Source organism: Dietzia sp. NPDC055340, from assembly GCF_053645335.1.
On the sequence record NZ_JBSHML010000004.1, the window covers coordinates 114,958 to 140,721 of the forward strand.

23 protein-coding genes are annotated in these 25,764 nt (G+C 70.1%); 7 read left to right on the top strand and 16 right to left on the bottom strand.

The window, feature by feature from the left end:
- Positions 1–2: 2 nt before the first annotated feature.
- Genes narJ through ACWIFB_RS03935 form a run of 3 tightly spaced genes read left to right on the top strand, consistent with a single transcriptional unit; the run spans position 3 to position 2,573 of the window.
- Positions 3–725, top strand: a complete 723-nt coding sequence (gene narJ / locus ACWIFB_RS03925; protein ID WP_452099741.1) for a nitrate reductase molybdenum cofactor assembly chaperone — start codon at positions 3–5, stop codon at positions 723–725.
- Complete coding sequence (gene narI / locus ACWIFB_RS03930; protein WP_230930907.1) at positions 722–1,543, top strand: respiratory nitrate reductase subunit gamma; 822 nt, start codon at positions 722–724, stop codon at positions 1,541–1,543. The genes narJ and narI overlap by 4 nt, the downstream gene beginning before the upstream one ends.
- Complete coding sequence (locus ACWIFB_RS03935) at positions 1,527–2,573, top strand: tellurite resistance/C4-dicarboxylate transporter family protein (RefSeq protein ID WP_454057375.1); 1,047 nt, start codon at positions 1,527–1,529, stop codon at positions 2,571–2,573. The genes narI and ACWIFB_RS03935 overlap by 17 nt, the downstream gene beginning before the upstream one ends.
- Positions 2,574–2,604: 31 nt before the next feature.
- On the opposite strand, the gene ACWIFB_RS03940 is transcribed toward ACWIFB_RS03935, so the two are convergent.
- The 7 genes from ACWIFB_RS03940 to ACWIFB_RS03970 all read right to left on the bottom strand — a co-directional run bounded on the left by ACWIFB_RS03940 (position 2,605) and on the right by ACWIFB_RS03970 (position 10,862).
- On the bottom strand, positions 2,605–3,345 hold the full coding sequence (locus tag ACWIFB_RS03940; protein WP_452099739.1) for a hypothetical protein: 741 nt from the start codon (positions 3,343–3,345) through the stop codon (positions 2,605–2,607).
- Positions 3,346–3,472: 127 nt separating this feature from the next.
- Positions 3,473–4,378: a VOC family protein gene (locus ACWIFB_RS03945; protein WP_452099738.1), complete on the bottom strand. Its 906-nt coding sequence runs from the start codon at positions 4,376–4,378 to the stop codon at positions 3,473–3,475.
- A gap of 208 nt (positions 4,379–4,586) precedes the next feature.
- Positions 4,587–7,280, bottom strand: a complete 2,694-nt coding sequence (locus tag ACWIFB_RS03950) for a multicopper oxidase domain-containing protein (RefSeq protein ID WP_454057376.1) — start codon at positions 7,278–7,280, stop codon at positions 4,587–4,589.
- 33 nt (positions 7,281–7,313) lie between these two features.
- A complete protein-coding gene (locus tag ACWIFB_RS03955) occupies positions 7,314–8,120 on the bottom strand; it encodes a molybdate ABC transporter substrate-binding protein (RefSeq protein ID WP_452099736.1) in 807 nt (268 codons plus the stop codon).
- 3 nt (positions 8,121–8,123) lie between these two features.
- Complete coding sequence (locus tag ACWIFB_RS03960) at positions 8,124–8,387, bottom strand: MoaD/ThiS family protein (RefSeq protein WP_454057377.1); 264 nt, start codon at positions 8,385–8,387, stop codon at positions 8,124–8,126.
- A 31-nt stretch (positions 8,388–8,418) separates the two neighbouring features.
- On the bottom strand, positions 8,419–9,480 hold the full coding sequence (gene moaA, locus ACWIFB_RS03965; protein WP_454057378.1) for a GTP 3',8-cyclase MoaA: 1,062 nt from the start codon (positions 9,478–9,480) through the stop codon (positions 8,419–8,421).
- A gap of 20 nt (positions 9,481–9,500) precedes the next feature.
- Positions 9,501–10,862, bottom strand: a complete 1,362-nt coding sequence (locus ACWIFB_RS03970; RefSeq protein WP_454057462.1) for a uracil-xanthine permease family protein — start codon at positions 10,860–10,862, stop codon at positions 9,501–9,503.
- A 206-nt stretch (positions 10,863–11,068) separates the two neighbouring features.
- Here ACWIFB_RS03970 and ACWIFB_RS03975 point away from each other — a divergent pair, with 206 nt between their 5' ends.
- Positions 11,069–12,322: a molybdopterin molybdotransferase MoeA gene (locus ACWIFB_RS03975; RefSeq protein WP_454057379.1), complete on the top strand. Its 1,254-nt coding sequence runs from the start codon at positions 11,069–11,071 to the stop codon at positions 12,320–12,322.
- Positions 12,323–12,401: 79 nt separating this feature from the next.
- Here the strand turns inward: ACWIFB_RS03975 and ACWIFB_RS03980 are convergent, their stop codons facing one another.
- From ACWIFB_RS03980 to ACWIFB_RS04000, 5 genes are read right to left on the bottom strand one after another with little or no spacing between them, the layout of a single operon-like run.
- Positions 12,402–13,631 carry a PucR family transcriptional regulator gene (locus ACWIFB_RS03980; protein WP_454057380.1) on the bottom strand — a complete coding sequence of 410 codons (1,230 nt, stop codon included), beginning with the start codon at positions 13,629–13,631 and terminating at the stop codon, positions 12,402–12,404.
- An 11-nt stretch (positions 13,632–13,642) separates the two neighbouring features.
- Positions 13,643–14,416, bottom strand: coding sequence for an enoyl-CoA hydratase/isomerase family protein (locus ACWIFB_RS03985; protein ID WP_295652415.1), 774 nt, complete (start codon positions 14,414–14,416; stop codon positions 13,643–13,645).
- Complete coding sequence (locus ACWIFB_RS03990) at positions 14,413–15,837, bottom strand: MFS transporter (RefSeq protein WP_295652413.1); 1,425 nt, start codon at positions 15,835–15,837, stop codon at positions 14,413–14,415. Before ACWIFB_RS03990 ends, ACWIFB_RS03985 begins: the two co-directional genes overlap by 4 nt.
- Before the next feature lie 14 nt (positions 15,838–15,851).
- Positions 15,852–17,084 carry a CaiB/BaiF CoA transferase family protein gene (locus tag ACWIFB_RS03995; protein ID WP_295652411.1) on the bottom strand — a complete coding sequence of 411 codons (1,233 nt, stop codon included), beginning with the start codon at positions 17,082–17,084 and terminating at the stop codon, positions 15,852–15,854.
- Complete coding sequence (locus ACWIFB_RS04000; protein ID WP_454057381.1) at positions 17,081–17,428, bottom strand: carboxymuconolactone decarboxylase family protein; 348 nt, start codon at positions 17,426–17,428, stop codon at positions 17,081–17,083. The genes ACWIFB_RS03995 and ACWIFB_RS04000 overlap by 4 nt, the downstream gene beginning before the upstream one ends.
- Positions 17,429–17,682: 254 nt before the next feature.
- On the opposite strand from ACWIFB_RS04000, the gene ACWIFB_RS04005 reads away from it, so the two are divergent.
- Genes ACWIFB_RS04005 through poxB form a run of 3 tightly spaced genes read left to right on the top strand, consistent with a single transcriptional unit; the run spans position 17,683 to position 21,827 of the window.
- Positions 17,683–18,342, top strand: a complete 660-nt coding sequence (locus ACWIFB_RS04005; RefSeq protein WP_230930917.1) for a TetR/AcrR family transcriptional regulator — start codon at positions 17,683–17,685, stop codon at positions 18,340–18,342.
- The gene (locus ACWIFB_RS04010) at positions 18,339–20,054 is read left to right on the top strand and encodes an MDR family MFS transporter (protein ID WP_454057382.1); all 1,716 of its coding nucleotides are present in this window, start codon (positions 18,339–18,341) and stop codon (positions 20,052–20,054) included. The genes ACWIFB_RS04005 and ACWIFB_RS04010 overlap by 4 nt, the downstream gene beginning before the upstream one ends.
- Before the next feature lie 54 nt (positions 20,055–20,108).
- On the top strand, positions 20,109–21,827 hold the full coding sequence (gene poxB, locus ACWIFB_RS04015) for a ubiquinone-dependent pyruvate dehydrogenase (RefSeq protein WP_454057383.1): 1,719 nt from the start codon (positions 20,109–20,111) through the stop codon (positions 21,825–21,827).
- A 16-nt stretch (positions 21,828–21,843) separates the two neighbouring features.
- On the opposite strand, the gene ACWIFB_RS04020 is transcribed toward poxB, so the two are convergent.
- The 4 genes from ACWIFB_RS04020 to ACWIFB_RS04035 all read right to left on the bottom strand — a co-directional run bounded on the left by ACWIFB_RS04020 (position 21,844) and on the right by ACWIFB_RS04035 (position 25,733).
- A complete protein-coding gene (locus ACWIFB_RS04020; RefSeq protein WP_230930954.1) occupies positions 21,844–22,515 on the bottom strand; it encodes a TenA family protein in 672 nt (223 codons plus the stop codon).
- A gap of 112 nt (positions 22,516–22,627) precedes the next feature.
- Positions 22,628–23,989: a lipase family protein gene (locus ACWIFB_RS04025; protein ID WP_454057384.1), complete on the bottom strand. Its 1,362-nt coding sequence runs from the start codon at positions 23,987–23,989 to the stop codon at positions 22,628–22,630.
- A 95-nt stretch (positions 23,990–24,084) separates the two neighbouring features.
- Complete coding sequence (locus ACWIFB_RS04030) at positions 24,085–24,681, bottom strand: class I SAM-dependent methyltransferase (RefSeq protein ID WP_454057385.1); 597 nt, start codon at positions 24,679–24,681, stop codon at positions 24,085–24,087.
- Complete coding sequence (locus tag ACWIFB_RS04035; RefSeq protein WP_454057386.1) at positions 24,678–25,733, bottom strand: AraC family transcriptional regulator ligand-binding domain-containing protein; 1,056 nt, start codon at positions 25,731–25,733, stop codon at positions 24,678–24,680. Before ACWIFB_RS04035 ends, ACWIFB_RS04030 begins: the two co-directional genes overlap by 4 nt.
- Positions 25,734–25,764 lie beyond the last annotated feature (31 nt).

Here is a 25,764-nt window from a genome sequence, read left to right on the forward strand (position 1 = left end):
CCGTGGCGTCGCAGTTCCTCGCCGGTACCGGCTTCGGTACCGATCTGTTCTCCCGGGTCCGCAGGGCGGTGATGCCCGGCTCCTCCCCGGCCGTCGGCCGCGGGGCGCCGGAGGACCGCTCGCTCTATCAGGCTGTCTCGCTCCTGTTGGACTACCCGACCCCCGAGCTCCTCGAGCGGCTGCCGCTCATCCGCGAACTGGTCGACGACCGGGGGGACGTCGCACGGCCGCTGCTCGGCCTGGTCGACCACCTCGAGTCGACGCCGCTGGGTGAGACGCAGGAGGAGTACGTCGAGACGTTCGACCTGCGTCGTCGCTGCTGCCTGTACCTGACCTACTTCCGCTACGGCGACACCCGCAAGCGCGGCACGGCGCTGGTGGAGTTCGTCGAGGCCTACAAGTCGGCCGGCGCCCGGTTGGACGCCGCGGAACTGCCCGACCACCTGGGCGTGCTCCTCGAGTTCGGGGCCCAGCACGATCTCGACCGGTGCCGGGCTCTGCTCGTCCAGCACCGCCCCGGTCTGGAGTTGCTCCGGATCTCCCTGACCGACCGGGGGTCCGCCTGGGCCGGCGCCCTCGAGGCGGTCTCGGGCACGCTCCCGCCGATCGGCGGCGACGACCGCGATGCCGTCCGCCGACTCGTCGCCCAGGGGCCGCCCGACGAAGAGGTCGGGCTCGAAGCGTTCACCTCCTCGTCCTACCTGGAAAGCGGGGCCCGGCCATGACCGAGACGACCACAGTCGACGCGACGATCCTGGACATCGTCCTGTGGGTGGTCCTGCCGTACGTGTGCCTGGCGATATTCGTGGTCGGCCACTGGTGGCGGTACCGCTACGACAAGTTCGGGTGGACAACCCGCTCGAGCCAGCTCTATGAGTCCCGCCTGTTGCGGTGGGGGAGCCCCCTGTTCCACTTCGGCATCCTGGCCGTGGTCGCGGGCCACTTCATCGGGCTGGTGATCCCGGAATCGTGGACGCACGCGATCGGCATCACCGAGACCGGCTACCACTGGATGGCGGTGTCGCTGGGGGTCGTCGCCGGGTTCTGCACGCTCGTCGGACTGGCGATCCTCATCTACCGTCGTCGCACGGTGGGGCCCGTCTTCTCCGCGACCACCGCCAACGACAAGCTGATGTACTTCTTCCTCACCGTGACGATCCTCTTCGGACTGGCCAACACGGTCGTCGGCAACATTCTCAGCAGCTACAACTACCGCGCCGACCTGGCCGTCTGGTTCCGCGGCATCTTCTGGCTGCACCCGGACCCCGTACTCATGACCGACGCGCCCTTCACGTTCAAGGCCCACGCGATCCTGGCGTTCCTACTGTTCGCGATCTGGCCGTTCACCCGTCTGGTGCACGTGTTCTCCGCGCCCGTCGGGTACCTGTGGCGGCCCTATGTCGTGTACCGCTCGCGTCCGTCGGGCCAGTTCGGCAACCGCCCCTACCGCCGCGGCTGGATGCGCGAGGACGTCGGCGACGTGAGCCGACAGGTCGGCGAGGGCCGTGCCCGGTCGGGTTCGAGCCGTGCCGCACGCCACTAGGACATCGCCCGGCCGCCGCCTCCCGACCCCCGAGCGGCTGTCCCCCGGCTACTTCGCGCTGGTCATGGCGACGGGCATCGTCGCGATCGGGGCGGATCTGCGCGGGTGGCACACCCTGTCCCTGATCCTGCTCGTCCTCACTGCGGTCGAGTACGTCGTCCTCGTCGTACTCAATCTGTGGCGGTTGCTCGCCTATCGCACCGAGGTCGCGGCCGACCTCCACGACTCCCGCCAGGCCTTCCTGTTCTTCACCTTCGTGGCCGGGACCAACGTCCTCGCGGCCGGGCTCGCCGGCCACGGTCTCTTCGGCGTGGCGGCGGTCCTGCTGGTCGTCGCCACCCTCGCCTGGCTGATCCTCGGCTACTCCGTCCCCTGGGTCGCCGTCCTGGCCCGCACGGAGCGGTCCGTGCTGACGGAGGCGAACGGCACCTGGTTCATCTGGGTGGTGGCCGCCCAGTCCGTGGCGGTCGGCGCGGCCACCCTGGAACCCCACTTCGAGGCCGGCCGCGACGCGCTCGCGATCCTCGCGGTAGCCGCGTGGTCGGTCGGCGTCGTCCTCTACGTGGCCTGCGCTGTCTACGTGTCGCTGCGGCTCATGGTCTACCCGTTCGACCCGGGGGAACTCGACCCGCCGTACTGGGTGTCGATGGGCGCGGTGGCCATCACCGTGGTCGCGGGGGCACGCATCGTGGAGATGTCCAGCGCGCCGATGGTCGACGCCGTACGCGGCCTGGTCGCCGGCCTCGTGGTGGTCTTCTGGTGCTTCGCCACCTGGCTCATCCCGGTCCTCGTGGCGGTCGGCTACTGGCGGCACCGCGTGCGCGGCGTGCCATTTCGCTTCGAGCCCACCTGGTGGTCGATCGTCTTCCCGCTGGGCATGTACGCAGTGGCGGGAATGTACCTCGGTCGCGCCGATCAGCTGCCCATCGTCGCCTGGATCGGTCAGGCCTGGATGTGGGTCGCGGTCACGGCGTGGACCGGCACGTTCGCCTGGATGATCCGGTCAGTGGCGTCGCGCCTGCGCCGCTGACCGTCGGCCACGCCCGGTCACCACCCCGCGGTCACGACTCGGCCGTGCACCCGCCGTCCAGCGAGGCCGAGCCGGTGGACCCGGCCGCGCTGCCGGCCATGCTGCCGGTCGACTCGCCGCCCGTACTGCCCGCGGCACTGAACAGGCCGCTCACGGGGATCCCGCCTTCGCACTCGCCGGGCTCCGGCTCCGGCTCGGGCTGCGGCTCCGGCACGGTGAGCCGCCACTCGATGGCCGTCTGGACACGCGCCCCCTGGGTCTCCCTGCCCGCATCGGGATGCAGCCCCACGCTGTCGACGATCCGCACCTGCTCCCGCGGTGCCAGTTCCACCGAGTTCAGCACGGTGCCCACCTCGACCGCCGGGCCGTAGGTGTGCTCGAGGAAGTCCTCCCCGTAGTACGTGTAGCGCACGCCGACATCGTCCCCGAAGTCCGACTGGACGGTGAACAGCGAGTTGGCGGACGAGGACCAGTCACCGATGAATGTCTCGAACGTCCCGGGCACCGAGTCGGCGTTGCGGACGTAGTAGTGGCGTTCAACCACCGCGCCCGGGGAGAGGTTCCCCCCGCTGAACGGCGGCAGCACGGCGCTCGGATCCTCAGACCACGTGATCCCGTCGGCGGAGAACTCGAATATGCCCGGTGTGGGAGCCGGCTCCCCCGTCTCCTGCGCCGAGGCGGTCCCCGCCCCGGACAGCAGCATGGACAGCGCGAGCGCGAGGGTGCTCACGATCGCCGCGAGTACCACCGTCACCCGTGTTCTGCCACTCACGATTACCCCGACACCACGTCGCTGGCTGTTCACCCGACATCACCTCTCTGCGCCGCCGACCGGCCGGGCGCCGGGTCAGTCCTCCCTGAAGCTAGGTCAGAACGCCCGCCCCGGGGCCGGTTCGAGATCAGGCACCCGCGGGGGCGACCTGGATGAGGGTGCCCCACGGGTCGTCGAAACGCAGTGTGCGACCGTCGTGCCGCACCTCGATTCGATGATCGACCAGTCGCTGCTGCAGCGCGGCGACGTCGTCGTCATCGGGCAGGTCGATGTTCACCTGCCCCAGACCCAGGGCGGCGGCGCGGGGCCCGGCTCCCGCGGTGCCCCAGGTATTGACGGCAACATGGTGGTGGTACCCGCCGGCCGCGATGAACAGCGCAGTCCCGAGGTCACTCATGACCTCGAACCCGAGGGCGTCCACGTAGAAGTCGCGGGCCACGCCGATGTCACCGACCTGCAGGTGGACGTGCCCGAGCGTGGCCGGCGGCGGCGCGACCGGCCGTTGCGGGAGATGGGCGCGCAGAAACGCGTTGGGGTCCAGGGCGTTGGTCGCGGTCTGGAGCAGGCCGTTGCCGTCGCGCTGCCAGGTCTCCCGGGGGCGGTCCACGTACAGCTCGACGCCGTTGCCCTCGGGGTCGTCGAAGTAGAAGGCCTCACTGTAGAGATGGTCGGAACTACCGGTGAACGACTGCGGTGCGAGTCGTGCCACCGACGCCGCGGCGAACGCGAGCGACTGACGGTCCTCGAAGAGCACGGCGGTGTGGAACAGCCCCGCCTCCCCGGGTCGCCGCGGCGGCAGATCGCGGACGCGGCGCAGGCGCACGAGCGGCTGTCCGCCCCGGCCGAGCTCCGCGGTCTCACCCGACTGCTCGAGCACGTCCAGGGTCACACCGCGGGAGTAGAAGGCGATCATCGCGTCGAGGTCGCGGACCAGGAGTTCCACGGCGCCCATGCGCGCATCGGCGGGCAACAGTCGGTCGGCGGGGCGTTCGACGAGGCTGCGCGGATCGGGGTTCTGGACGAAGACGGGCATGACAACTCCTGCGTTACGGACGACTGCGATTTTTGATGATGTATCACCTACATTAACCGATGGGTCTGCCCGCTTATTCCCCGCGCACGAGACTCCCGGGTCACCCATCGCGCAGAGACTTCCGCACGCATTGCCCGAGTGCCGACGTGCGAAACCCACTTATCGATGCTGCCGCCGCGCAGTCGCGAGCGCGGATGCCGCTGTCGGGTCAGCCGGTGACGTCGATGAAGCCCGTCGCACCCTTCTCGGCGTCGGCGAACGAATGGTCGACGAACGTGTACCGGCCCGGCTCGACGAAGGTCATCTCCACGAACCCGCCCTGCGCGGGCGAGAGGTCCAGCGCCTGCGCCCCGCCGCTGCCGCCGCCGAACGCGTCGCGGCCCTCACGCAGCAGGTAACCGCCCTCTTTGTAGACGGTGTCGAACTGCGAGCCCACCACGTGGAAGCTCGTGCCGTCGCTCGGCCCGGCCACCACCACCCAGATCCGCACCGTCTCGCCGACGCGCGCGGTGAGCGGGTCACGGCGGTACTGGGTGGCGTGCCCGTTGAACATCACCAGATCCGGTTGCCGGGCGGCGATCTTGTCCATGTCGAACGGCTCGTCCGGCCCGCCGAGGTACGACTCGGACTGCACCAGCACGTACTCACGGTCGACCGGCGGCAGATCCGGCGGGTCCACGATGAGCGCGCCGAACAGCCCCGCGGCGACGTGTCCGGTCATCGGCATGCTGGCGCAGTGGTAGAGCCAGGCACCGGCGCGGTTGACGGTGAACCGGTACTCGAGTTCCTCCCCGGGCGGGATCGTGCGCATCACCTCGTCGGGACTCACGTCGCCGGCGTGGAAGTCGATCGAGTGCCCCATCGTGCCCTCGTTGCGCAGCGTCACCACGAACTCGTCGCCGACCCTGCCCCGCAGCGTCGGCGCCGGTAGCCCGCCGTTGTAGGTCCACACGGGACGCACCACCCCGGGGGCGAGCTCGTCGGTCGTCTCCTCGACGGTGAGCGTGACGCGGTGGACGCGCCCGGGCGGCGCGGCGGCCAGCACGGGGTCGCGGGTCGCGAAGTCGTCCGACGGCGGCGCCATCACGTCGATCGCCGAGGTCGGGGCGCCGCCGTGCGTGGTGCGGTCACCGGGGACGGAGCCGGGCCACGAGGGGGCGCCGAAATCTTCGAGGGTGCCGGAGCCAGCGCCAGAGCCGCCTTCGACCAGCACGCTGAAGGTCATACCCATCGCCTTGTGCCCGGCGATCGTGCACCAGCCCTCGAGCGAGCGGCCGATCACCCCGGCGTCGAACGTGACGGTCTCGCCCGGGCCGACCCGGCCCGAGTCGGCGCCGTTGGTCAGGTACAGGTCGTGGATGTTGGTCTCGTCGCGGTTGGTGAGGGTGATCTCCAGCCGGTCCCCGGCGGGGATCGTCACGGTGTCGGGGAAGAACCGCATGCCGTCCGCGGCGACCTCGACGGACGTGGTGTTGCCGGTGGGGGTCACGGCGACGGCCTCGCCGCCGCGGCGCAGCGGCGAGGAGGGGTCGACGGCGAGGGCGGCCCCCGTGGCGAGCACCACGACCAGGACCGCGGCCAACGCGCCGGTCAAATTGCGCTGCTTCCCCGGCGCGATCGGCGGCCGGGGCGTGTCCGCGCTGACCCGGGCGGGCTTCTCCCCCGCCTCGCGCGCCGCCGCGGTCTCGCGGATGACCCGCAACTGGGCGCGGACCGCGCGGATCATCACCGGGAGGAACAGGACGAAGCCCAGGAACGTCAGGGACGAGCCCACGACCCGGGTCCAGCTCGTTCCGCCGGGGGCGAGGAACACGAGCAGGCCGGCGTTGACCAGCACCAGCCGGAACACGGCCAGGCGGTTCATCTCGATCATGCCGGCCCGCACCGCGGCGGGACCGCCTCGCATCACGGTGGGCATGAGGAAGCTCATCGCCCCGAACAGGATCTGGGCGGCCGCCCCGGCCAGGAGTGGCACGGTCACGGCGCCGAGGTCCTCGACACGGTCCGCCGCGACCAGCAGGGCCGCCCAGCCCACCGCGACCGGGAACCAGATCAGGCCGCAGCCGATGCTCATCGACGCGAACTCCCGCGGCGGCGTCCGGCGCGCCATGCGGGCGAGATAGTAGAGGTGCCAGAGGACGGCCCCCAGGTACACGACCATCGCCGCGGCCGTGACGATCCACGCGCCGGCCAACGAGGCCGCGGCCACCGCGACGACGGAGACCGACAGCACGACGAGCGACTGCGTGGCCGCCGTGTCCTGCCCCTCCGCCATCGGCGCCCGCAGGACGGTCGCCCAGAAGGTCACCAGGGTGGTGAGCACGGTGATGCCGACGAAGCCCAGCACATTGACCGCGAGGTGGAACGCGTGCAGCCGGACGGACCACTCCGCGGGGACGCCGACCCCCATGAACGCGCCGGCCACCGCTCCCGCGGGAAGGAACGCCGCCGCGATGGCGTAGTACTTCACGATGGGCCGGAAGCGGGACGGGGCGGCGGCCCGGATCTGCCGGACCAGGCCCACGATGTACCAGCACACCGCCCCGCCGACGACAGCCGCGCCCGCGATGATCGCCACCGGGAACGCGGCGATCATGCCCGCCACCAGCACCACGACACCGGCGTTGAGCACCATGATCCGGCGCACCTGCACACCTCGGGCACTCTCCGGGGATCGCCGGTGCAGCAGTGTCTCGGTGAAGTGTTGCCCCCACACGAGGATCGAGTTGGTGATCAGCCCCAGCGTGAACATGTGGACGAGCACCCATGTGGAGGCCGGAACCCAGCGGTGGACCATGCCCAGGATCACCAGGGCGATCATCCACAACTGGACCGGCCGGGTCGCCCGCCGGTGCCACGATCCCCTACGCCGAGACCCGGCCTGCGGTTCAGCGGTGCTCATGGGCCCCCAGTCTAAGTTCTCGTTGATACCGGCTCAGCCGGAGACCGCCTCAAGCCCCGAGTTGAGGAGCGCGCTGCGTCCGCGGCTGGAGAGCACCAACTCGACGAATCTGTCCGACGCGGCCGCCTTCGCCTCGGAGGACGGGCCGTCCTCGCCGCCGGGCACCCGGGCCAGAACATAGCTGGTCGTGCCGGAGGCCTGCTGGAGTTCGCGGTCCCGCGGGTCGACGTCCACCTCCTCGACCCAACCGTGCGAGCTGGCCACGTCGGTCCGGTAGATGATCCCCACGTCGGCGTCGTTGTCCGCGAGCTGGGCGGCGAGCGCCCGGGACCCGGCGATCCGTTCGACGTCGACCGGGTCCTCCCCTGCCGCCGTCAATAGGGTGTCGGCGGCCTGGCCACAGGGCACCTCCACATCGCAGAGCCCCACCCGCAGGCCCTCCCGGTCGAGATCCTCCAGGCCGGAGACGTCCTTGGGGTTGCCCGACGGCACCGCCAACACCACGTGATTGCGTGCGAAGACGCGCGGGTCCACCGCCGCCCCCTCCGCCACGACCCTCTGCATCGCCTCCTCGCTCGCGGAGGCGAACACGTTGATGTCCGACCGCGAGCCGAGGCTCTTCGCGATCTCGCCTGACTTGCCCAGCTCGATGCTGACCCGCACCCCGGGATTGTCGGCCTCGAAGACGCTGATGATCTCCGTGAACGCCGCCGACAGCGACGGTGCGGCCGCCACGCCTATGGTGACGGCCTCCTCCTCGACTTCCTCACTCGCACAGGCCGCGGCCCCCGAGCAGGCGAGAACTGCGGTCAGGACGGCGAGGACCGGGCGCTGGCGCACGAGTCAGCCCCCGGCGAACGGCGGCAGTACGTCGACCTCCGAGACACCGGTGATCGAGGCGTGCGGGTCCCGGGTGGTCTCCTCGCCGACCAGGAAGGAGGACACGGTGACGATGCTCGCCAACGGCTCGCCGTGGCGCTCGCAGACCTCGCGGGCCAGCTCGCCGACGGTGGCGGCGTGCGTGTGCAGCCGTTCGCGGGCCGTGCCTGCCGCGTCTTCCGCCGCGGCGTAATAGCCCACGGTGATCACTCTCGGATTACTGCTCACATCGCCGATGTTATCGCCTGACTCTGACACGTCACCCACCGATGGCTCCCATCGACCGCCGCGGCCGGTGGAACGCCGTGCCGCCGATCCCGTGACCGGCCTGCTTGCCCCACATCGCACCGCGCCATGCGTCGGCGACCTCGCGGTCCGGCGCCCCGGAGCGCAGGACCCCGAGCACGTCCGTCTCGTCGTCGCTGAACAGGCACGACCGGACCGTGCCCTCGGCGGTGAGGCGGGTGCGGTCGCAGGCGGCGCAGAAGTTCCGGGTGACCGTGGCGATCACGCCGACCGTCGCGGGCCGGCCGCCCACGGCGTGCCCGGCCACCTCCCACAACTCGGCCGGCGCCGACGGGTCGTCACGACCCGCGGGGATCAGCTCGTACCGGGTCGACAGCGAGTCGAGGACCTCCTGCGCGGTGACCATCTCCACCCGCGACCAGGTGTTGTCCGCGTCGAGCGGCATCTCCTCGATGAAGCGCAGTTGGACGCTCTCGGCGAGCGCCCACTCCAGCAGGTCGGGCGCCCCGTGCAGCGTGGCCCGCATGGGCACGGCGTTGACCTTGACCGGGTCGAGGCCCGCGGCCACCGCCGCCCGCACGCCGCGCAGCACCGACGGCAGCCTGTCGCGCCGGGTCAGCTCGGCGAACTCGGCCCGGTTGACGGTGTCCAACGAGATGTTGATGCGGTCCAGCCCGGCGTCGACGAGCCCGCCGATGCGGTGTTCGAGACCCACCCCGTTGCTGGTCATGGCGATCGGCAGGTCCGGGCACTCGGCGCGCGTGCCGGCGATGATCCGCTCGAGGTCCTGGCGCATGAGCGGCTCGCCGCCGGTGAACCGCACCTCGTGGACGCCCAGATCGCGGTGCGCCAGGGCCACCAACCGGATGACCTCCTCGGTGGTCATCCTCGCCTCATCGGGGATCGGGGGCAGCCCCTCCTCCGGCATGCAATAGGTGCAGCGGAGCGAACACTTCTCGGTGAGGGAGACCCGGAGGTCCCGGGCCACTCGCCCGAACGAGTCGACGAGCAGCGGCGTGGCGGGGCGCGGTGAGCGCGTTCCGATCTCGGACGCTGCCACGGCTACACCTCCCATCTTCGGTCGCTGCGGCCAGTCTAGGCCGGACCCGGATCCTCGACCTCCGGGTTGGGCCCGAGCAGGGTCATCTCATGGATCTCGTCCCGCTCGGCCTGGGCGCGCAGCTGCGGCGCGATCACCCGGCCGAGGTGGTAGCCCAGCACCACAACGAGGGTGCCCAGGGCGATGCCGCCGAGCTGGAACGAATCCGTGATGTGCAGCGTGGTGTCGCCCACGGCGATCACCACGCCCGCCGCGACCGGCACCAGGTTGAGGGGATTGCCGAAGTCGACCCGGTTCTCCTTCCAGATCTTGGCGCCGAGCAGGCCGATCATGCCGTAGAGCACCACCGTGATCCCGCCGAGCACGCCGCCGGGGGTCGCGGAGATCACGGCACCGAGCTTGGGGGAACATCCCAGCACGATCGCGGTCAGCGCGGCCACCACGTAGGCGGCGGTGGAGTACACCTTGGTCGCGGCCATCACGCCGATGTTCTCGGCGTACGTCGTGGTGGCCGACCCGCCGAACGAGGTGGCCAGCACGGTGCCGGCACCGTCAGCGGCCAGCGCGCGCCCCATGAGCCCGTCGGTCTCGGTGCGCGTGATCTCGCCGATCGCCTTGACGTGCCCCGCGTTCTCGGCGATCAGCGCGATCACCCCGGGCACCACCAGCAGCACGAACGCCAGCGAGAAGTCGGGCGCGTGGATACCCACCACGCCGGCGGCCTCGTCGGTCATGGGCGGCAGCCCGATCCAGGCCGCGTCGGCCACCCCGGACCAGTCGACGCGCAGGTGCTCGGTCACCTCACCGGCGGTGGCGCTGAACGACGTGATGGGCCCGGTGAGTACGTCCAGCACCCAGGACAGGACGTAGCCGAAGATCAGCGCGAGGAAGATCGCGATCCGCCCCGCGAAGCCCTTGAGCCCGACGGTCATCCCGATCAGCACGATCATCACCGCCAACGCGACCCACTGGTCCTGCGGCCAGTACGTCTCCGCCACGACGGGCGCGAGGTTGAAGCCGAGCAGCATCACCACGGCGCCTGTGACGACCGGCGGCAGCACGGCCGTCACCACACGGCCGCCGACGAAGTGCACCACCAGGCCCACCACCAGCAGCGCCGCGCCGGCCACGAGCATCGCGCCGGTCACCTCGGCGCTCGTGCCGCCCTGCGCCCGGATCGCGGCGACCGCGCCGACGAACGCCACGGACGTGCCGAGGTAGCTGGGCACCTGCCCCTTAACCACCGCGAGGAACAGCAGCGTACAGACGCCGGAGAACAGGATCGCCAGCTGCGGGTTGAGCCCCATGATGATGGGGAACACGAACGTCGCGCCGAACATCGAGACGACGTGCTGCGCGCCGATGCCGATCGTGCGCGGCCAGCTCAGCCGCTCCATCGGGGCCACGACCTCGCCGGGCCGGATGTTCTTGCCGTCCCCGTGGACCGACCACAGGCCGGTGCGGGCGGACGTCGCATCTGGCGTTGTCGTCGTCGTCCTACCGTCGTTCTTCTTCTCCGTCACGTCCCACCCGTCACCCTTCACCGTCCGCGGACCGCCGCGCGCGGGCCGTAGGCACACTACAACGCGGTTACCGTGGTGGCATGGCTTCCTCCCACAGCGACACCGCGCGCCCGTCCCCCGACGGCTACCGCGACCTCGTGCGCACGCACCTGGCGCCGATGTTGGCCCGCGCCGCGCAGTCCACCCGACTGCCGTTGGTGGCGTGCCCCGACTCGGTGCTGGCCCGCGACCTGCGCGCCGCGGTGGACCTGCCGTTGTTCGTGAACTCGCAGATGGACGGGTACGCGGTGCGGTCGGCGGATGTGGCCGCGGCGAGCCCCGACGCGCCCGCGCGGTTGCGGGTGGTGGGGGCGGTGCACGCCGGCCAGGGGCCGGGGCCGGGGGTCGACGACGACGAGGCCTGCAAGATCATGACCGGGGCGCCCGTCCCCGAGGGCGCGGACTGTGTCGTTCCCGTGGAGGACACCTCACCGGACCCGGACGACGGCTCGGTGGTGCTGGTGCGGGCACCCCGCGCGCGGGGCGAGTTCGTCCGGAGTCCCGGCGACGACGTCCGCGCCGGTGACGTGGTGATCCCGGCGGGCGTGCAGCTCCGGGCGCGACACCTGGCGGCGGCGGCCTCGCTGGGCGAGTCGGCGCTGGACGTGCGGCCGCGACCCCGGGTCGGGGTGGTGGCCACCGGTTCGGAGCTGGTCGCGCCCGGGCGGCCGCTGGGGCCGGGGCAGATCTGGGAGTCCAACTCGCTGACCCTGACGGCCGCACTCAAAGCATGTGGCTGCGAGGTGACCGCGACGTTGACCAGCGGCGACGACCGCGACGAGTTCACCGCGGTCCTCGATTCCGCGGCCTCCGACGCGGACCTGGTGGTGACCGTGGGCGCGGTGTCGATGGGCGACGCCGAGGTGGTGCGGCAGGTGCTCGACGGACGCGACGGAGCCCGGTTCGCGCCGATCGCCATGCAGCCCGGTGGCCCGCAGGGGATGTCGACGTGGCGGGACACGCCCGTGGTGTGCCTGCCGGGCAATCCCGTGAGCGCGTTGGTGTCGTTCGTGGTGCTGCTGCGGCCGGTCATCCTCGAGGCGGTGGGCCGGTCGCCGGTGCAGCCCGTGCGGGCCCGGCTCTCGCGTGACGTCACCTCCCCCGCCGGGAAGGTCCAGTTCCTGCGGGCGGCGCTCGGCCCGGACTCCGGTGCTGGCATCCCCGTCGCCGAGCCGGTCTCCGGCCCCGGCTCACACCTGGTGGCCTCGATGGCCCGCGCTGACGTGCTGGTGGAGATCCCCGCCGACGTGACCTCGCTGGCCGCCGGGACCGAGATCGAGGCGATTCCTCTGTGAGCGGCCTGCTCGCGCTCACCGCGATCACCTCCCTTCTGCTTGGTGTGGGTTTCCCCGACTTCCACCGCCGCGACGTCGCCTAACTGTTCTCCCCCGGCACGACGAGTACCCCGACGTCCCTGCTCACGGCCGCGAGCTCCAACTCGGCGAGCGTGCGGGCGTCGCGGAGGTCGGCGCCGGTTGCCGCACGGATCGTGTCGAGCCGGTAATAGACGGTGTTGGTGTGCACGTGCAAGGCGCGGGCCGCGGCTTGCACGTTGCCGCCGTGTGCCATCAGCGCGCGGCCGGTGGCCTCCCACTCACCATGGTGCCTGGGGTCGGACAGGATTCGTCGGGTCCATCCAGGCAGGTCCGCCCACTGTATGGACGCCTGCATCGCGGCGACCTCGAGCAGGGACATGCGGTTGAAATCGTTGACCGGGTGCAGCGCGGTGGTGGCGTGCATCGCCCGTTCGGCCTGGTCACGGGCCACCGATAGGTCGGATCGTGCGGACATGACCATGCTGATCCCCACACGCAGCGGACTTTCCGGCAGCAGTGCCGAGATCACGAGATCCGACCCCGACCCGGGCGGCGCGGCCACGAGGGCCAGGAGCGATCCGGCCTGCATCGTCCACGGCACCTCGGTACGTGCCGCCACACGTAGATCTTTGAGCAGGGCGCTATAGTCGGCCACCAGTTCGGCGCTGGCGTCGGGTCCGGCGTCGGGGAGACGACAGAGGACGACGACGACGTCTCGGTGGAGCACTCCCAGGTCGCGGAGCGATCTCTCGGTCTCCGCCGGGGGTGTACCCCGGACGAGGCGCTCCACCTGCGCGCGCATCGCCATCGCGGCGTGGACGCGTTCTTCCTGCGAGGCGGCGAAGAACGTGTCCGTGATCTGCTCGACGTAATGATCGGCGAACGCCAGGTAGCGCGACCAGAGGTCGATCCCCGCGCCGCCTGGGGCGAACTCCTGGGCGAACTCTTGGGTGAGCCACCGCCACAGCTCATGACCGGCGACCCGCCAGGCACCGAGGATGGCGTTCGCGGGCAGGCCCTGCCGGGCACGCTCCCCTGCGATCTGCAAGACCCGCCGACCCTGGGCGTGCTCGTCGGTCAGGACGAGGTGGGCGAACTCGCTGAGCACGTCCTCCAGCGCGGCGGCGAGTTCGTCTCCGTGCCCGAGTTCGTACCACTGCTGGTAGACGGGCACCTGCCGTTCGATCTCGCGTGCGAACCGGCGCGCGAGGCCGGGGGCCTCGCGCGCCAGATTCTCAGCGATCGCCATGGCGCTGGGGCGCGGGGCACGGGGGTGTTGTGGTGCCACGCGACCGTCCTTCAGCGAGAGGAGTGGAGAATCCTCTCAGCGTACGCATCCATCACCGCCCGGGACTCGGTGTCCATGGTCGCCAGGACGAGTGAGCTGAGGTCGGTGCGGTCACCGTCGAGCAGGGCGCGTCCGGCCTCCTCTAGGCGGGCGACGGTCTCGCGGACGAGGAACGCCGGCCGGGCGGCGACCCGCTCGGCAGCCTCCGTGATTGTGCTCGCCAATGCCTCCGGCTCCACGACCGCGGTGATCAGACCGCCCTCCCTCGCCTCGTCGGCGCCCATCCGCCGGCCGGTGAGGACCAGGTCGGCGGTACGGGTGACGCCCAGGAAGCGGACGATCCGCGGCAGGCCCCCCATCGAGAAGGGGATGCCGAAGTCCAGCTCGGGGACCGAGACCTTGGCGTCCGTTGAGGCGTAGCGCAACTCGCACATGGAGGCCAACACCAGCCCGGCGCCCACGCAGTGGCCGTGGATCTGGGCAATCTTCACCACGGGCATCGCGGCGAAGGCCTCCAGTGCCCGCTGGGTGCGGGCGTGGCCGGCCACCTTCTCTGCAGCAGTGAGTTCACCTTCTGCGGAGGCATAGCCGACGTCGGCGCCGGCGCAGAACGCGCGCCCGCTACCGCGGACCACCACTGCACGGATCTCACCGGAATCACCCAGTGGCACCACGCGTTGGACGAGTTCGGCTGCCATCTGGTCGTTGATCGCGTTGAGGCTCTCGGGTCGATTGAGCGTGACCCACGCGATTCGTCCGCTGACCTCGATTTCGAGCGTGCTCATCGGGTCACCTCACTCCCGCTCGTCGACGACGCTGTGGCGCTCGCACGCGGTGTCTCGTCGAACGTCGCGTTTTCCAACTCCACGGAATCCACCACCGAGGCGTCCCGCAGTCTGGTGTACCGGGTCTCCGGGACCTTGAGCACGGTGAGCAGGCCGAGCGCGGAGATGGCCATGACGTAGAACGCCGGGGCCATCGCGGAGCCGGTGCCACTGACCAGTGACGCGGCGATCAGCGGGGTCGTGCCGCCGAAGATCGCGTAGCCGAGGCTGTAGGCGACGGCGTGTCCGGTGAACCGGATGGCTGTGGGGAACAATTCGAGCATCACCACGAAGCCGCCGGAGGCGAACACCGCAACACCCACGCCGATGAGCAACTGTCCCACCAGTGCGCCGACGAACGTCCCTGTGCTCACCAGGGCGAGCGAAGGGTAGGCCAGGACGAGCAACCATGTCGCACCGGCGAACATCATCGGCTTGCGGCCGTAGGTGTCACACAGTGCTCCGAAGACCGGAAGCAGCAGCACGATCGTGAGCACACCCAGCGAGTTGGTGGCAAGCGCGGTGGTGGCGTCCATCTCCGTGGTCTGGACCATGTACGTGTACATGTAACCGTTGAGCAGGTAGGCGCCGACCGCTTGGACGGCGACCAGCAGGATCACCATCACGGTGATGCCGAGTATCGGCTTCGCGCGAGCAACGGGCTCGTCGGACGCCTGCTTGTCGGCGGCCGCCTCGGTGAACTCCTCTGGATCGTCGAGCTTGCGACGGATCCACAGGCCGATCACCGCCAGGATGCCGCCCAGGACGAACGGCAGTCTCCACGCCCAGTCGGTGTAGGCATCGTCGCCGAAGACGCCGCGCAGACCGAGGATGAACATGCCACCGAGGACGACGGGCAGGAAAGACGAGGCCACACCGATGGCCACCCACCGGGCGCGGCGGTCCGAGGGCGCCGACTCGAGGATGTAACTCAGGCCACCGCTGGTCTCGCCGCCGGCGGAGAATCCCTGAAGCAGACGGCACAGCAGGAGCAGCGCCGGGGCCGCGATGCCGATCGAGGCGTATGTGGGCAGGACCGCGATCGCGAAGGTCGCGGCGCCCATGAGCAAGATGGTGGCCGCGAGGATCCGGATGCGGCCGATCCTGTCACCCAGGCGTCCGAAGAAGATGCCGCCGAGTGGACGGATGAAGAACGAGACCGCGTAGATGGCGAAGGTGCCCAGCAGCGCGGCGGTCGGATTCGACGACGGGAAGAAGTGCAGCGCGAGGACAGGTGCGCTCAACCCGTAGATGAGGAAGTCGTACCACTCGACGAAGGTGCCCACGACACCGCCGAGGAGGCGACGGCGGGCTGTCGACTTGTCCAGGTGCGTTCCTGGCGGCGCGACCCTCTGGTCGGCGACGATGTGCTCAGAGGACATGGTTCGGGGTGCTTTCAGTGTGAGGACAGCGGGGACGCCTGCTCGGGGAATAGTTCGCCGAGTATCTCGTCGGTGTGTTGCCCGGGGGTCGAGAAACCGTGGGAGTGAGGGGTCGCGCGCGGTTCGATCCGCACGGGGTTGCCGGCGAGGGCGATCGAACCGCATTTGCCGACGACGTGATCGGTGATCATGTCGCGGGTGCGGGCCTGCTCGTCCCCGATCAGGTCGGAGGGGCGTTGGAGGGGCGCTGCCGGGACGCCGGCATCAGCGAGCAGCGTCGCCGCGGTCTTGGCCGGGGTGGCGGCGAGCCATGCGTACATCGCCGGGGCGATGACCTCGTGGAAGAGGTCGGCGCGACCGGTTCCGGTACGCAGCCGCTCGTCCCGCCCCAGCTCGTCGAGGCCGGTCACGGCGCAGAACTGCTGCCACGCACCGTCGGTGGCCACACAGATCACCAGCCAGCCGTCCTTGGCTTCGAAGAAGCCGTAGGGGGCGAACCACGGGTGCACGGTCGCACCGAGTTCGACCTCGATCCCGGCGCCGGACTGGCAGGCGATGCTCCACTCGTTGGCCGAGAGCATGGAGTCATACATCGCGATGTCCACCCGCGAGCCGCGGCCGGTACGAGCGCGCCGCAACACCGACATGACGATGCCGTTGACCGCGTGCAGGCTGGCCATGGAGTCGCCGAAGGGCAGGCCGGCGGCCTTGGCAGGCTGGTCGCCCTCGGGGAAGCGCCCCACGACGCCGGCCATGGCCTCGGCCACGAGGTTGAACGCGGGCCAGTCCCGGGACCGGCTCGCACTGTGCCCGAAGCCGGTGATGGTGGCGTACGTCAGACCCGGGTTGATCCGCTGCAACTCGTCCCAGCCCAGTCCCCACGCCTCGAAGGCGCCGGGCCGGAAATTCTCCAGCAACACGTCGGCGCTGGCGATGAGTCGCTCGAGAGCCGGGCGCTGCTCCGGGCTGCGCGGATCCAGCACCACGGACTTCTTTCCCCGGTTGAGCCGCAGGAAGTAAGTGCTGTGGTCGGCTCCCTCACCGTCCTGCATCATCGGCGGCAGGCTGCGGGAGATTTCGCCTCCCTCGGGCTCCACCTTGATGACCTCGGCTCCGGCGTCGGCCAGGAGCATCCCTGCGTACGGCCCCGAGACGTAACGGGAGAAGTCCAGGACCCGGACGCCCTCGAGCGGCGGAATCAGCTCGTCATGGGCTGGCATTCCGGACGACGCGGTGCCGGCGGTCACTTGTCGGCCCCGCCCGTGTGCTGGTCGACCAGCTTCATGGTGAGCGCGGCGTGCGCTCCGGCCCCGCCGGCACGCAAGGCTGCGGCGATGAGGGCGGCCTCGGCGATCTCTTCGCGGCTGGCGCCGGCGTCGAGCGCGGCCTTGACGTGCACGTCGAGGCAGTAGACGCACTGGCTGATGTGGGCGCACGCGACCGCGATGAGCTCACGCTGCTTGTGCGGGATGGCACCGTCCTTGCGGCCGACCTGGCTGTCCAGCTTGACCCAGGCGGCGAACTCGTTGGGTGCGGCCTCCTTGAGCTTGGGCAGGTAGGACAGATCGTTGGAATCGTGGAAGCAGCTCATGGGTTCCTCCTGGGAGAATTCGGGATTGAGGCCGGTCCGACTTCACGTCTGACCGCTCCACCCAGGATGCTTCGCACTATGACCCAGGTCACTAGTCGTGGGCCAAGGGTCAGAGCGCCCCCATTGGGCTGCAGCACAGTCATGCTGTTCAAGTCGCCAACACCAACGCGGTCGACGCCGTCGACTACCACCGAACTGTCGTTGCACTCACCGCAAACTTGCACAGACTGCAACTTGTGGCGCATCATCGTCTGGTGAACACCGAGGATTCCTCCACCGAGCCGGCGCCCACCGGCCTGCGTGAGGCGAAGAAAGCCCGCACCCGTGCCGGTCTGGCCCGCGCCGCGCTGCAGCTGGTCGCCGAGGAAGGCCTCCACGCCACGACCGTCGAGTCGATCGCCGCCCGCGCCGACGTCTCACCCCGGACGTTCTTCAACTACTTCGACTCCAAGGACGAGGCGGTCGTTCACCTCGGTGCCGATCGGTTCCGCCGGCTGATGCTGCGCCTCTTCGCCGACACAACCGAGGCCATCGCGCCCCCCGCCGCCAATCCGGTCCTGCGGATCCGCGACGTCATGTTGGACTTCCTCCGCGAGTCCGAGTCCGACCCGGACGCCTCCGCCGATGACGACCTCGTCCGGGAAGCCCTCGAACGCGATCCCTCCCTGTTCGGAACGCTGCACACGTCGATGGCAGCGGTCGGCGCCGAGTTCGAGGCCGCACTGACCGCGCACTACGCCTCCGAGGCCGACCGCGATCTCGCCCGCGTGGGCCTGAGCGTCGCGCTCGGCCTCACCCAGACGGCCATGCAGAGTGCCCGCGCCGGGCTCACCGACGCCCCCCTCGCGGAGCTGGTCACCCACTACTTCGATCTCCTACACACCGCATTCACCGATGAAAGGCCACTTCCTTGACCAGCACCTCCACGGCGCCACCCGCGCCTGCCGGGGACGACCCGATCACGCTCACCCCGCGTTCGGTCTGGATCATCTTCGGCGCCCTCATGGCGGGCATGTTCCTCGCCTCCCTCGACCAGTCGATCCTGGGCCCGGCCCTGCCGACCATCGTCGGCGAGCTCAACGGCGTCCAGCACCAGGCATGGATCATCACGATCTACATCCTCGCCGTGGCCATCACCATGCCGCTGTACGGCAAATTCGGTGACCTCATCGGCCGTCGCAACCTCTTCCTGCTGGCCATCGCGATCTTCACCCTCGGGTCGATCGGCTCCGGCTCGGCCGGCTTCTTCACCGACCCGGCCACCGAAGCGGGCTTCTGGGAACTCGTCGCCTGGCGCGGCGTCCAGGGTCTGGGCGGCGGCGGCCTGATGATCCTGTCTCAGGCGATCATCGCCGACATCGTGCCCGCCTCCGAGCGCGGCAAGTACATGGGCCCGATGGGCGCCGTCTTCGGCATCTCGGCGGTCGCCGGCCCGCTGCTCGGCGGTTTCTTCACCGACACCGCCCACTGGCGGTGGTGCTTCTGGATCAACGTGCCGGTCGGCATCATCGCGTTCGCGCTGGCGTGGAAGTACATGAAGCTGCCCACCAAGCGCAGCACGGCCAAGGTGGACTACCTCGGCATCCTGTTCATGGTCCTCGGCACCGCGGGTCTGGTCCTGGTCACTGACCTCGGCGGCGACCAGCTGGCCTGGGACTCGCCGGGCATGATCGCGATGATCGCCGGAACCATCGCCAGCATCGTCGCCCTCGTGGTGGTCGAGCGTCGCGCCGAGGAGCCGATCCTGCCGCTGCACCTGTTCACCGGCCGCGTGTTCATCGTGGCCACCGCCATCGCGTTCGTGCTGGGTGTGGCCATGTTCGCGGCGATCGGCTTCATCCCGACCTTCCTGCAGATGGCCACCGGCACCTCGGCCGCGGGCTCGGGCCTGCTCATGATCCCCATGATGGTCGGCCTCATGGCCACCTCGATCGGTTCCGGTATCGCCATCACCAAGACGGGCCGCTACCGCATCTACCCGATCGTCGGCATGGCGCTGACCACGGCCACGGTCGCGGTGATGACCCAGATGACCGGCTCCACCCCGATCTGGCAGATCATGGGCATGCTGCTGTTCTTCGGCGCCGGCCTGGGCCTGGTCATGCAGGTGATCGTGCTGGCGGTTCAGAACGCGGTCGATCCGCGCGAGGTCGGCGTGGCCACGAGCTCGAACAACTACTTCCGTGAGATCGGCGCGGCGATCGGCACCGCCTGGTTCGGCTCGCTGTTCACGGGCCGGCTGATCGAGAACCTCACCGACACGGTGGCCGCCAACCCGGAGCAGGCGATCGCCTCGGGGTTGAACCCGGGCGCCGTCACTCCGGCCTTCGTGGCGAACCTCCCCGAGCCGCTGCACCAGGGGATCGTGGATTCCTACGCGAATGCGTTGGCTCCCGCGCTCTGGTTCGTGGTGCCGGTCCTCGCCGTCGCCCTGCTCTTCGCGTTCTTCCTCCCCCAGGTCACGCTCAGCACCGAGGCCGGCATGATCGCGCGCGGCGAGGCCGTGTGGGACGACGGCACCCTCGTGGAAGAGGGACCGACGGAGGGCGCGGCACCCGGCGCCGAGGTCGACGACGACGCCACCACCGCGACCGCGCCCACACCGACGGGCCCGCCCGGCTCGTGACGCGCGTTCCTCGATCGGTGTCCGCACGCGCGCGGAGGTCGTAGGGTCGGCGGCATGGCACGTACCACGGTCGCTCGACACATCATCGACACGCTCAGCGCCTCGGGGGTCCGGCGGGTCTACGGACTACCCGGCGACTCGCTCAACGGCGTCACTGACGCCATCCGCGAAGTCGACGGCGTGGATTGGATGATCACCCGGCACGAGGAGGCGGCCGCGTTCGCCGCCTCCGCAGAGGCCGCGCTGACGGGGGACCTCACCGTCTGCGCCGGCTCCTGTGGCCCGGGCAACCTGCACCTGATCAACGGCCTGTTCGACGCCCAACGCTCCGGGGTCCCCGTCCTCGCGCTGGCCGCGCACATCCCGTCGGAGGAGATCGGGACGGGCTACTTCCAGGAGACCCATCCGCAGGAACTGTTCCGCGAGTGCAGCGTCTACGTGGAGCATGTCTCGTCGGCCGAGCAGGCGCCGCGGCTGCTGCGGATCGCGATGCGTGCGGCCATCGAGAGGCGCGGGGTGGCCGTGCTCGTCCTACCCGGTGACGTGGCGTTGGAGGAGATCACCGCCGAGGTGGCCGCCGTCCGCCCCACCACCAGTGAGGTGGTCCCGGCCGAGGAGGATCTCGCTCGCGCCGCCCGGGTCCTCGACGGGTGCGAGGACGTGACGATCCTCGCGGGCGCCGGCTGCGCGGGCGCCCACGACGAACTGCTGCAGATCGCGGAGACGCTCAAGGCGCCGATCGTCCACGCGATGCGCGGCAAGGAATGGGTGGAGCACGACAATCCCTACGACGTGGGGATGACCGGCCTGCTCGGGTTCTCCTCGGGCTACCGCGCCATGATGGCCGCCGAGACCCTTCTGGTTCTGGGGTCCGACCTGCCTTATCAGCAGTTCTATCCCGAGGCCACGGTGATCCAGGTCGACATCCGGGGCGAGCGGATCGGGCGACGCACGCCGGTCGAGGTGCCGCTCGTCGGCGGTATCGCGGAGACGATACGGGCGCTGCTCCCCAAGCTGCGTACGCACTCGGGCCGCAAGCATCTCGACGATGCCACGAAGCACTACGCCAAGACGCGGCGCACGCTGGACGACCTCGCCACGCCGTCGAAGCGGACCATCCACCCGCAGTACCTGACGCGGTTGATCGACGAGGCTGCAGACGACGACGCGGTGTTCCTGCCCGACGTCGGCAGCCCCGTCATCTGGGCGGCCCGCTATCTGACGATGAACGGGCGCCGACGGATCGTCGGGTCGTTCACCCACGGGTCCATGGCCAACGCGCTGTCGCAGTCGATCGGCGCCCAGGCGGCCTCGCCCGGCCGGCAGGTGATCGCGCTCGCGGGCGACGGTGGGCTGTCCATGCTGATGGGCGAGCTGCTCACGCTCGTCGAGCACGACCTGCCGGTGAAGGTCGTGGTGTTCAACAACTCCTCGTACAACTTCGTGGAGGTGGAGATGAAGGCCGACGGCTTCGTGAACTTCGGTACCGAACTGTCCAACCCCGACTTCTCGAAGGTCGCCGAGGCCTGCGGGCTCGCGGGGTTCCGGGCGGACAAGTCAAAGGATCTACCGAAGACCGTCAAGCAGTTCCTCGCCCACGACGGGCCCGCCCTGCTCGACGTGGAGGTGGAGCGTCAGGAGCTCACGATCCCACCGTCCATCAGCGCCGCCCAGGCTAAGGGATTCACGCTCTACTCGCTGCGCACCGTGCTGTCCGGCCGCGGCGACGAGCTGGTGGACCTGGCCAAGGCGAACCTGCGGCAGCTCTTCTGACCGGTCGGCCCCGCGCTCAGTCCGCGCTGTCGAGGGCCTGCTGCCAGAAGTCGGCCTCCAGGCGCGTGGCCGTGCGGAACACCTCGGTGAGCTCGTCCAGCCGGCGATCGGACAGCCCGCCCTCGGCCAGCGCGTCGAGCTGGGCGACCGCGGCGCGGGACGCGGCGGTGAACTCCTCGCCGGAGTACTCGCCGATCCACTCGCGGTACGGGTGCTCGCCGCCCTGCCCGACGTGCTCGGCCAGCCGCGGCTGCAGCCTGGCGCCGATCTCGGCGTAGCCGATCGTGCACGGGGCCAGCGCCACGCTCAGGTCCAGCAGGTCCCCGGCCATCCCCGAGTCCAGGACATAGCGGGTGTAGGCGACGGTGGCCTGCTTCTCCGCTGCGGCCTCGAGCTCGGCGCGCGGAATGCCCCAGCGCTCGGTGAGCGTCAGGTGCAGCTCGGTCTCGGCGAGAATCGCGCCGGTCGCGGCGTGCGCGGCCTTGAGGTCGGCCAGCGTGCGGCTCTTGTACGTGGCCAGGGCATTCGCGCGGGTGAACTGGACGAGGAAGTGGAAGTCCTGGATCAGGTAGTCCTGGAAGACCGGCAGCGGCAGGGTGCCGGCGCCGAGCCTCTCCACGAAGTCGTGCCGGGTGTAGGCGTCCCATTCGGCGGCGCAGCGCGTCTTCAGGGTCTCGAACAAACTCAACGACTTCTCCTCGGTAGTGAGCTCTGGCGTCTCAGGGGCACCCGCGGTCAGACCAGGGCGGTGCGTGCTCATCTTCCCCGGGATCCTGACTTCCGCAAGGAACTGGTCCGGATCAGTTCCCTGACAGGTCGTTCCCCGGCGGGATCGTCTCGCAGTTGTTGGTCACCGGGGCGCCCGCGAACCGACCCTCGAGCCACATCTGACCCTCAATCACCCACGGGACGGCCGCGAGCACGTGACTGAGGTAGGGGTACTCGCGGTACTCGATCTGCGTTCCGCCGGCGCAGTAGTCCCGCATCAGGGTTCGCACGTCGCCCGCGACCATCACGCCGTCGCCGTCGCCCACGCCGGGGCCACCGGGCGGGGTGCCCTCGAGGAACCCACCGGCCCCCTGGAAAACGAACATCGGCAGCGCGTGCGCCGGCCGGGTGCCCATGTTGATCTCTCGGATGACCTCCATGATCTCCGGCGCGTCCTGCGGGGTCGGGTACTCGGGCCGGACGATGTCCGACCAGCGCAGATTCTCGTAGCGCCCGAACGCCTCGATGATGGACAGTTCTCGTACATCGGCCAGTACCCGCTGACCGTATTCGGTGAGGTACTGGTCCACGTCGATCTCGTAGGCGCGGGACAGCCCTACGAGCGCCATCCCCACCACGCCGCTCCACAGCGGCCCCTCGCCCGCGTATCGGAGGTTGGTCACCGGGTTGACGAACAGCCCGCCCTGCGCCACACCCACGATGCGGTCACGCAGCTCCGGGGCGTAGTCGGCGAGAAGGATGGCCGCCCAGTTGGAGGCGATCGCACCACCGGAGTAGCCGAACAGCCCGATCCGGGAGTCCGCACCGACGGCGGCCGTCGGCGAGGCGGTCGCCGCCCGCAACGAATCCAAGGTGGCCGCGCCGTATCCCGGCCCCGCGGCGAAATCCGCGTCCGGGCCCTGGGTATCAGCCAGGACCACCGTGTGCCCGGCGAGAAGCGACGGAGCGATGAACGTGGTCTCGAACGCGGGGATGAGACCACCCAGGGACCGATTACCCGCGATCATCCGTGACGGATTGTCCAGGGGGTTCAGCGAGTCGTAGAACGACTGGTACGACACCACGTTCCCCGTCGCCGGTCCGGGCGGGTGGATGACACTGGTGACGTTCTCCTCGATCCCACCACGTGCGTTGGTCGTGGCGTAGAGGATCTGGGTGACCTGTACCGGCGTGGGCAGAGCGGCGACGTGATAGCTGATCTGCCGCTCCCTCAGCACCGTGCCCGGCGCCGTCGAGGCGAGGTCGACTCCGTCCGGAACCTCGTAGAACGACTGGTCATCGTGCGGCGCGGTGTGGTCCACCACGGGCCGGACCGAGTCCCACACCCCGCCCACCGACTCGGTCTGCACACTCTGCGCGTTCGCGACCGGCGCCGCCATCCCCATGGCGAGCACCGCCACCACTACGGCCTGCGCCCCTACACTGAGCCTCATTCGTCTCCCCCTTGATCCGATGTGACGCAAGCTACATGACCCGGGTGGCCCCAGTCACACGTGACGGTTTCCTCAGGAAATGCCTGATGAGGCAGCTAATCAGCGCGGGCGACGATCGCCCCGTGTGGCCGGTACCCACGGCCCGTCCGCGTGGCGGTCTCCACGACATCGAACCCCACGGCCCGCACCCGCTCGGTCAGCGCCCCGATCGACCAGCGATATGCGGGGGTCACCGCGTGGTCGAAACGCTCGACGGGCTCGCCGTGGAAGAACCCGAGCAGCAGTTGACCGCCCGGCCGCAGGACCCGGGCGACCTCAGCGAGCGGTATACCGATCCCCTCCGGTTCGTGGTGGATGAGCGAGTACCAGGCGAGGACTCCAGACATACTCGCATCCCCGAGCGGCAGCGCATCCAGGTCGGCCTCCTCGAAACGACACCCGGGATAAGCCGTGCGGGCGTGATCCACGAACTCACTGACGCCGTCGACGCCGCGGACGTCCACTCCCGCTCTCGCCAGATGCGCCGTCCAGTGCCCGGGCCCGCACCCGGCATCGAGGACCGGGCCGCCCACCTGTCGCGCCCAGCGGGTCACCAGCTCGAGGTCGGCGGGGTGGACCGTAGAGATGGCCCCGAGGTGTTCGATGTACTCCCCCGCCCGCCGCGCGTAGGCCTCGCGCGCCTCCCGCGTCACAGGCCCCGCTCCCGGGCCTGGCTCGGCGGCACGCCCTCCCAGCGGGTGAACGACCGGGTGAAGGTGGCGGTCTCGGAGTACCCGAGATCTCGCGCGATCTCCGCCACCGCCGCGCCCTGGCCGAGCAGTTCCAGGGCCCTGCCGTGCCGCACCTCGTCGACCAGTCGCCGGAACGACGTGCCCTCCGCGGTCAGCCTGCGCCGGAGCGTGCGCTCGTCGAAGTGCAGGTCAGCGGCCACGCCCGCCATGGACGGCCAGTCACCCCGCTCGTGTCGCAATCGGCTGCGCACCTGCCCGGCCACCCCGACGCGGGCCACCCGGGCGTCCAGCACCTCCCGGCACTGCTGCTCGAACAGTCGCGCGGTGTTCTCATCCGCCTGCGGCAGCCGCTCGTCCAGGCGCTCGCGCGGAATGACCAGCCGGTTGGTCGCACAGTTCGGAGCCACGGCCGCCGACTCGAGCCGCCACGCCTCCGCCAGCAGCGCCGCGCCCGCGGGCCCGAGCGTGGTCTCGATCCCGGCCAGCTGCAGGTCGATCTGCGCTCCACGAAACGCCGCCGCCAATCCGGCCAGGTCCCGTTCCACCACGAAGGCGCGCACGTCGGGCGGGATCTCGTCGTCGGCGGCGACCGCGTACACGACCCCGTCTGCCTCCTCCAGCGCGAAACGCAGGTGCGTCGGCGACAACGCGAGGTAGGGGATCGCCCGCTCTAGCGCCGCGCGCACGGTCGGTCCGGCGAGCATCATGAACCCGATCACGCCGGTCCGACCGATCGTCGAATACGCCCCGATGCCGGCCCCCAGCCCGGGCAGGTCCCCGAGCTCGGCCAACAGATTGCGGATCACCGCGAACTCCTGATGTGCCCAGATCTGCGCGTTCTCATCCGCGAGATCGGGCGGCTGAATTCCGGTGCCGGCGAGGCACATCGTCGTCGTCATCCCCTGCGCCACGGCGCCTTCCACCATGATCCGCACGCCCTCCGTGCCGCGCGGCACGGCCCACACGGGCGACCCCGACGACGACCGCGACGACGACAACGACGGCTCGTACATCGCCCGAACCTATCAACCCACACACCCGGTT

What these genes read in the sequence shown, in the direction of transcription:
- ACWIFB_RS03945 (WP_452099738.1), bottom strand. Translation starts at nt 4,378, where the DNA reads ATGCCCGTCTTCGTCCAGAACCCCGATCCGCGCAGCCTCGTCGAACGC.
- ACWIFB_RS04000 (WP_454057381.1), bottom strand. Translation starts at nt 17,428, where the DNA reads ATGAGCTGCTTCCACGATTCCAACGATCTGTCCTACCTGCCCAAGCTC.
- poxB (WP_454057383.1), top strand. Translation starts at nt 20,109, where the DNA reads ATGGCACGTACCACGGTCGCTCGACACATCATCGACACGCTCAGCGCC.
- ACWIFB_RS03990 (WP_295652413.1), bottom strand. Translation starts at nt 15,837, where the DNA reads ATGTCCTCTGAGCACATCGTCGCCGACCAGAGGGTCGCGCCGCCAGGA.
- ACWIFB_RS03970 (WP_454057462.1), bottom strand. Translation starts at nt 10,862, where the DNA reads ATGGAGCGGCTGAGCTGGCCGCGCACGATCGGCATCGGCGCGCAGCAC.
- moaA (WP_454057378.1), bottom strand. Translation starts at nt 9,480, where the DNA reads ATGGGAGGTGTAGCCGTGGCAGCGTCCGAGATCGGAACGCGCTCACCG.
- ACWIFB_RS04035 (WP_454057386.1), bottom strand. Translation starts at nt 25,733, where the DNA reads ATGTACGAGCCGTCGTTGTCGTCGTCGCGGTCGTCGTCGGGGTCGCCC.
- narI (WP_230930907.1), top strand. Translation starts at nt 722, where the DNA reads ATGACCGAGACGACCACAGTCGACGCGACGATCCTGGACATCGTCCTG.
- ACWIFB_RS03950 (WP_454057376.1), bottom strand. Translation starts at nt 7,280, where the DNA reads ATGAGCACCGCTGAACCGCAGGCCGGGTCTCGGCGTAGGGGATCGTGG.
- ACWIFB_RS03975 (WP_454057379.1), top strand. Translation starts at nt 11,069, where the DNA reads ATGGCTTCCTCCCACAGCGACACCGCGCGCCCGTCCCCCGACGGCTAC.
- ACWIFB_RS03985 (WP_295652415.1), bottom strand. Translation starts at nt 14,416, where the DNA reads ATGAGCACGCTCGAAATCGAGGTCAGCGGACGAATCGCGTGGGTCACG.
- ACWIFB_RS04025 (WP_454057384.1), bottom strand. Translation starts at nt 23,989, where the DNA reads ATGAGGCTCAGTGTAGGGGCGCAGGCCGTAGTGGTGGCGGTGCTCGCC.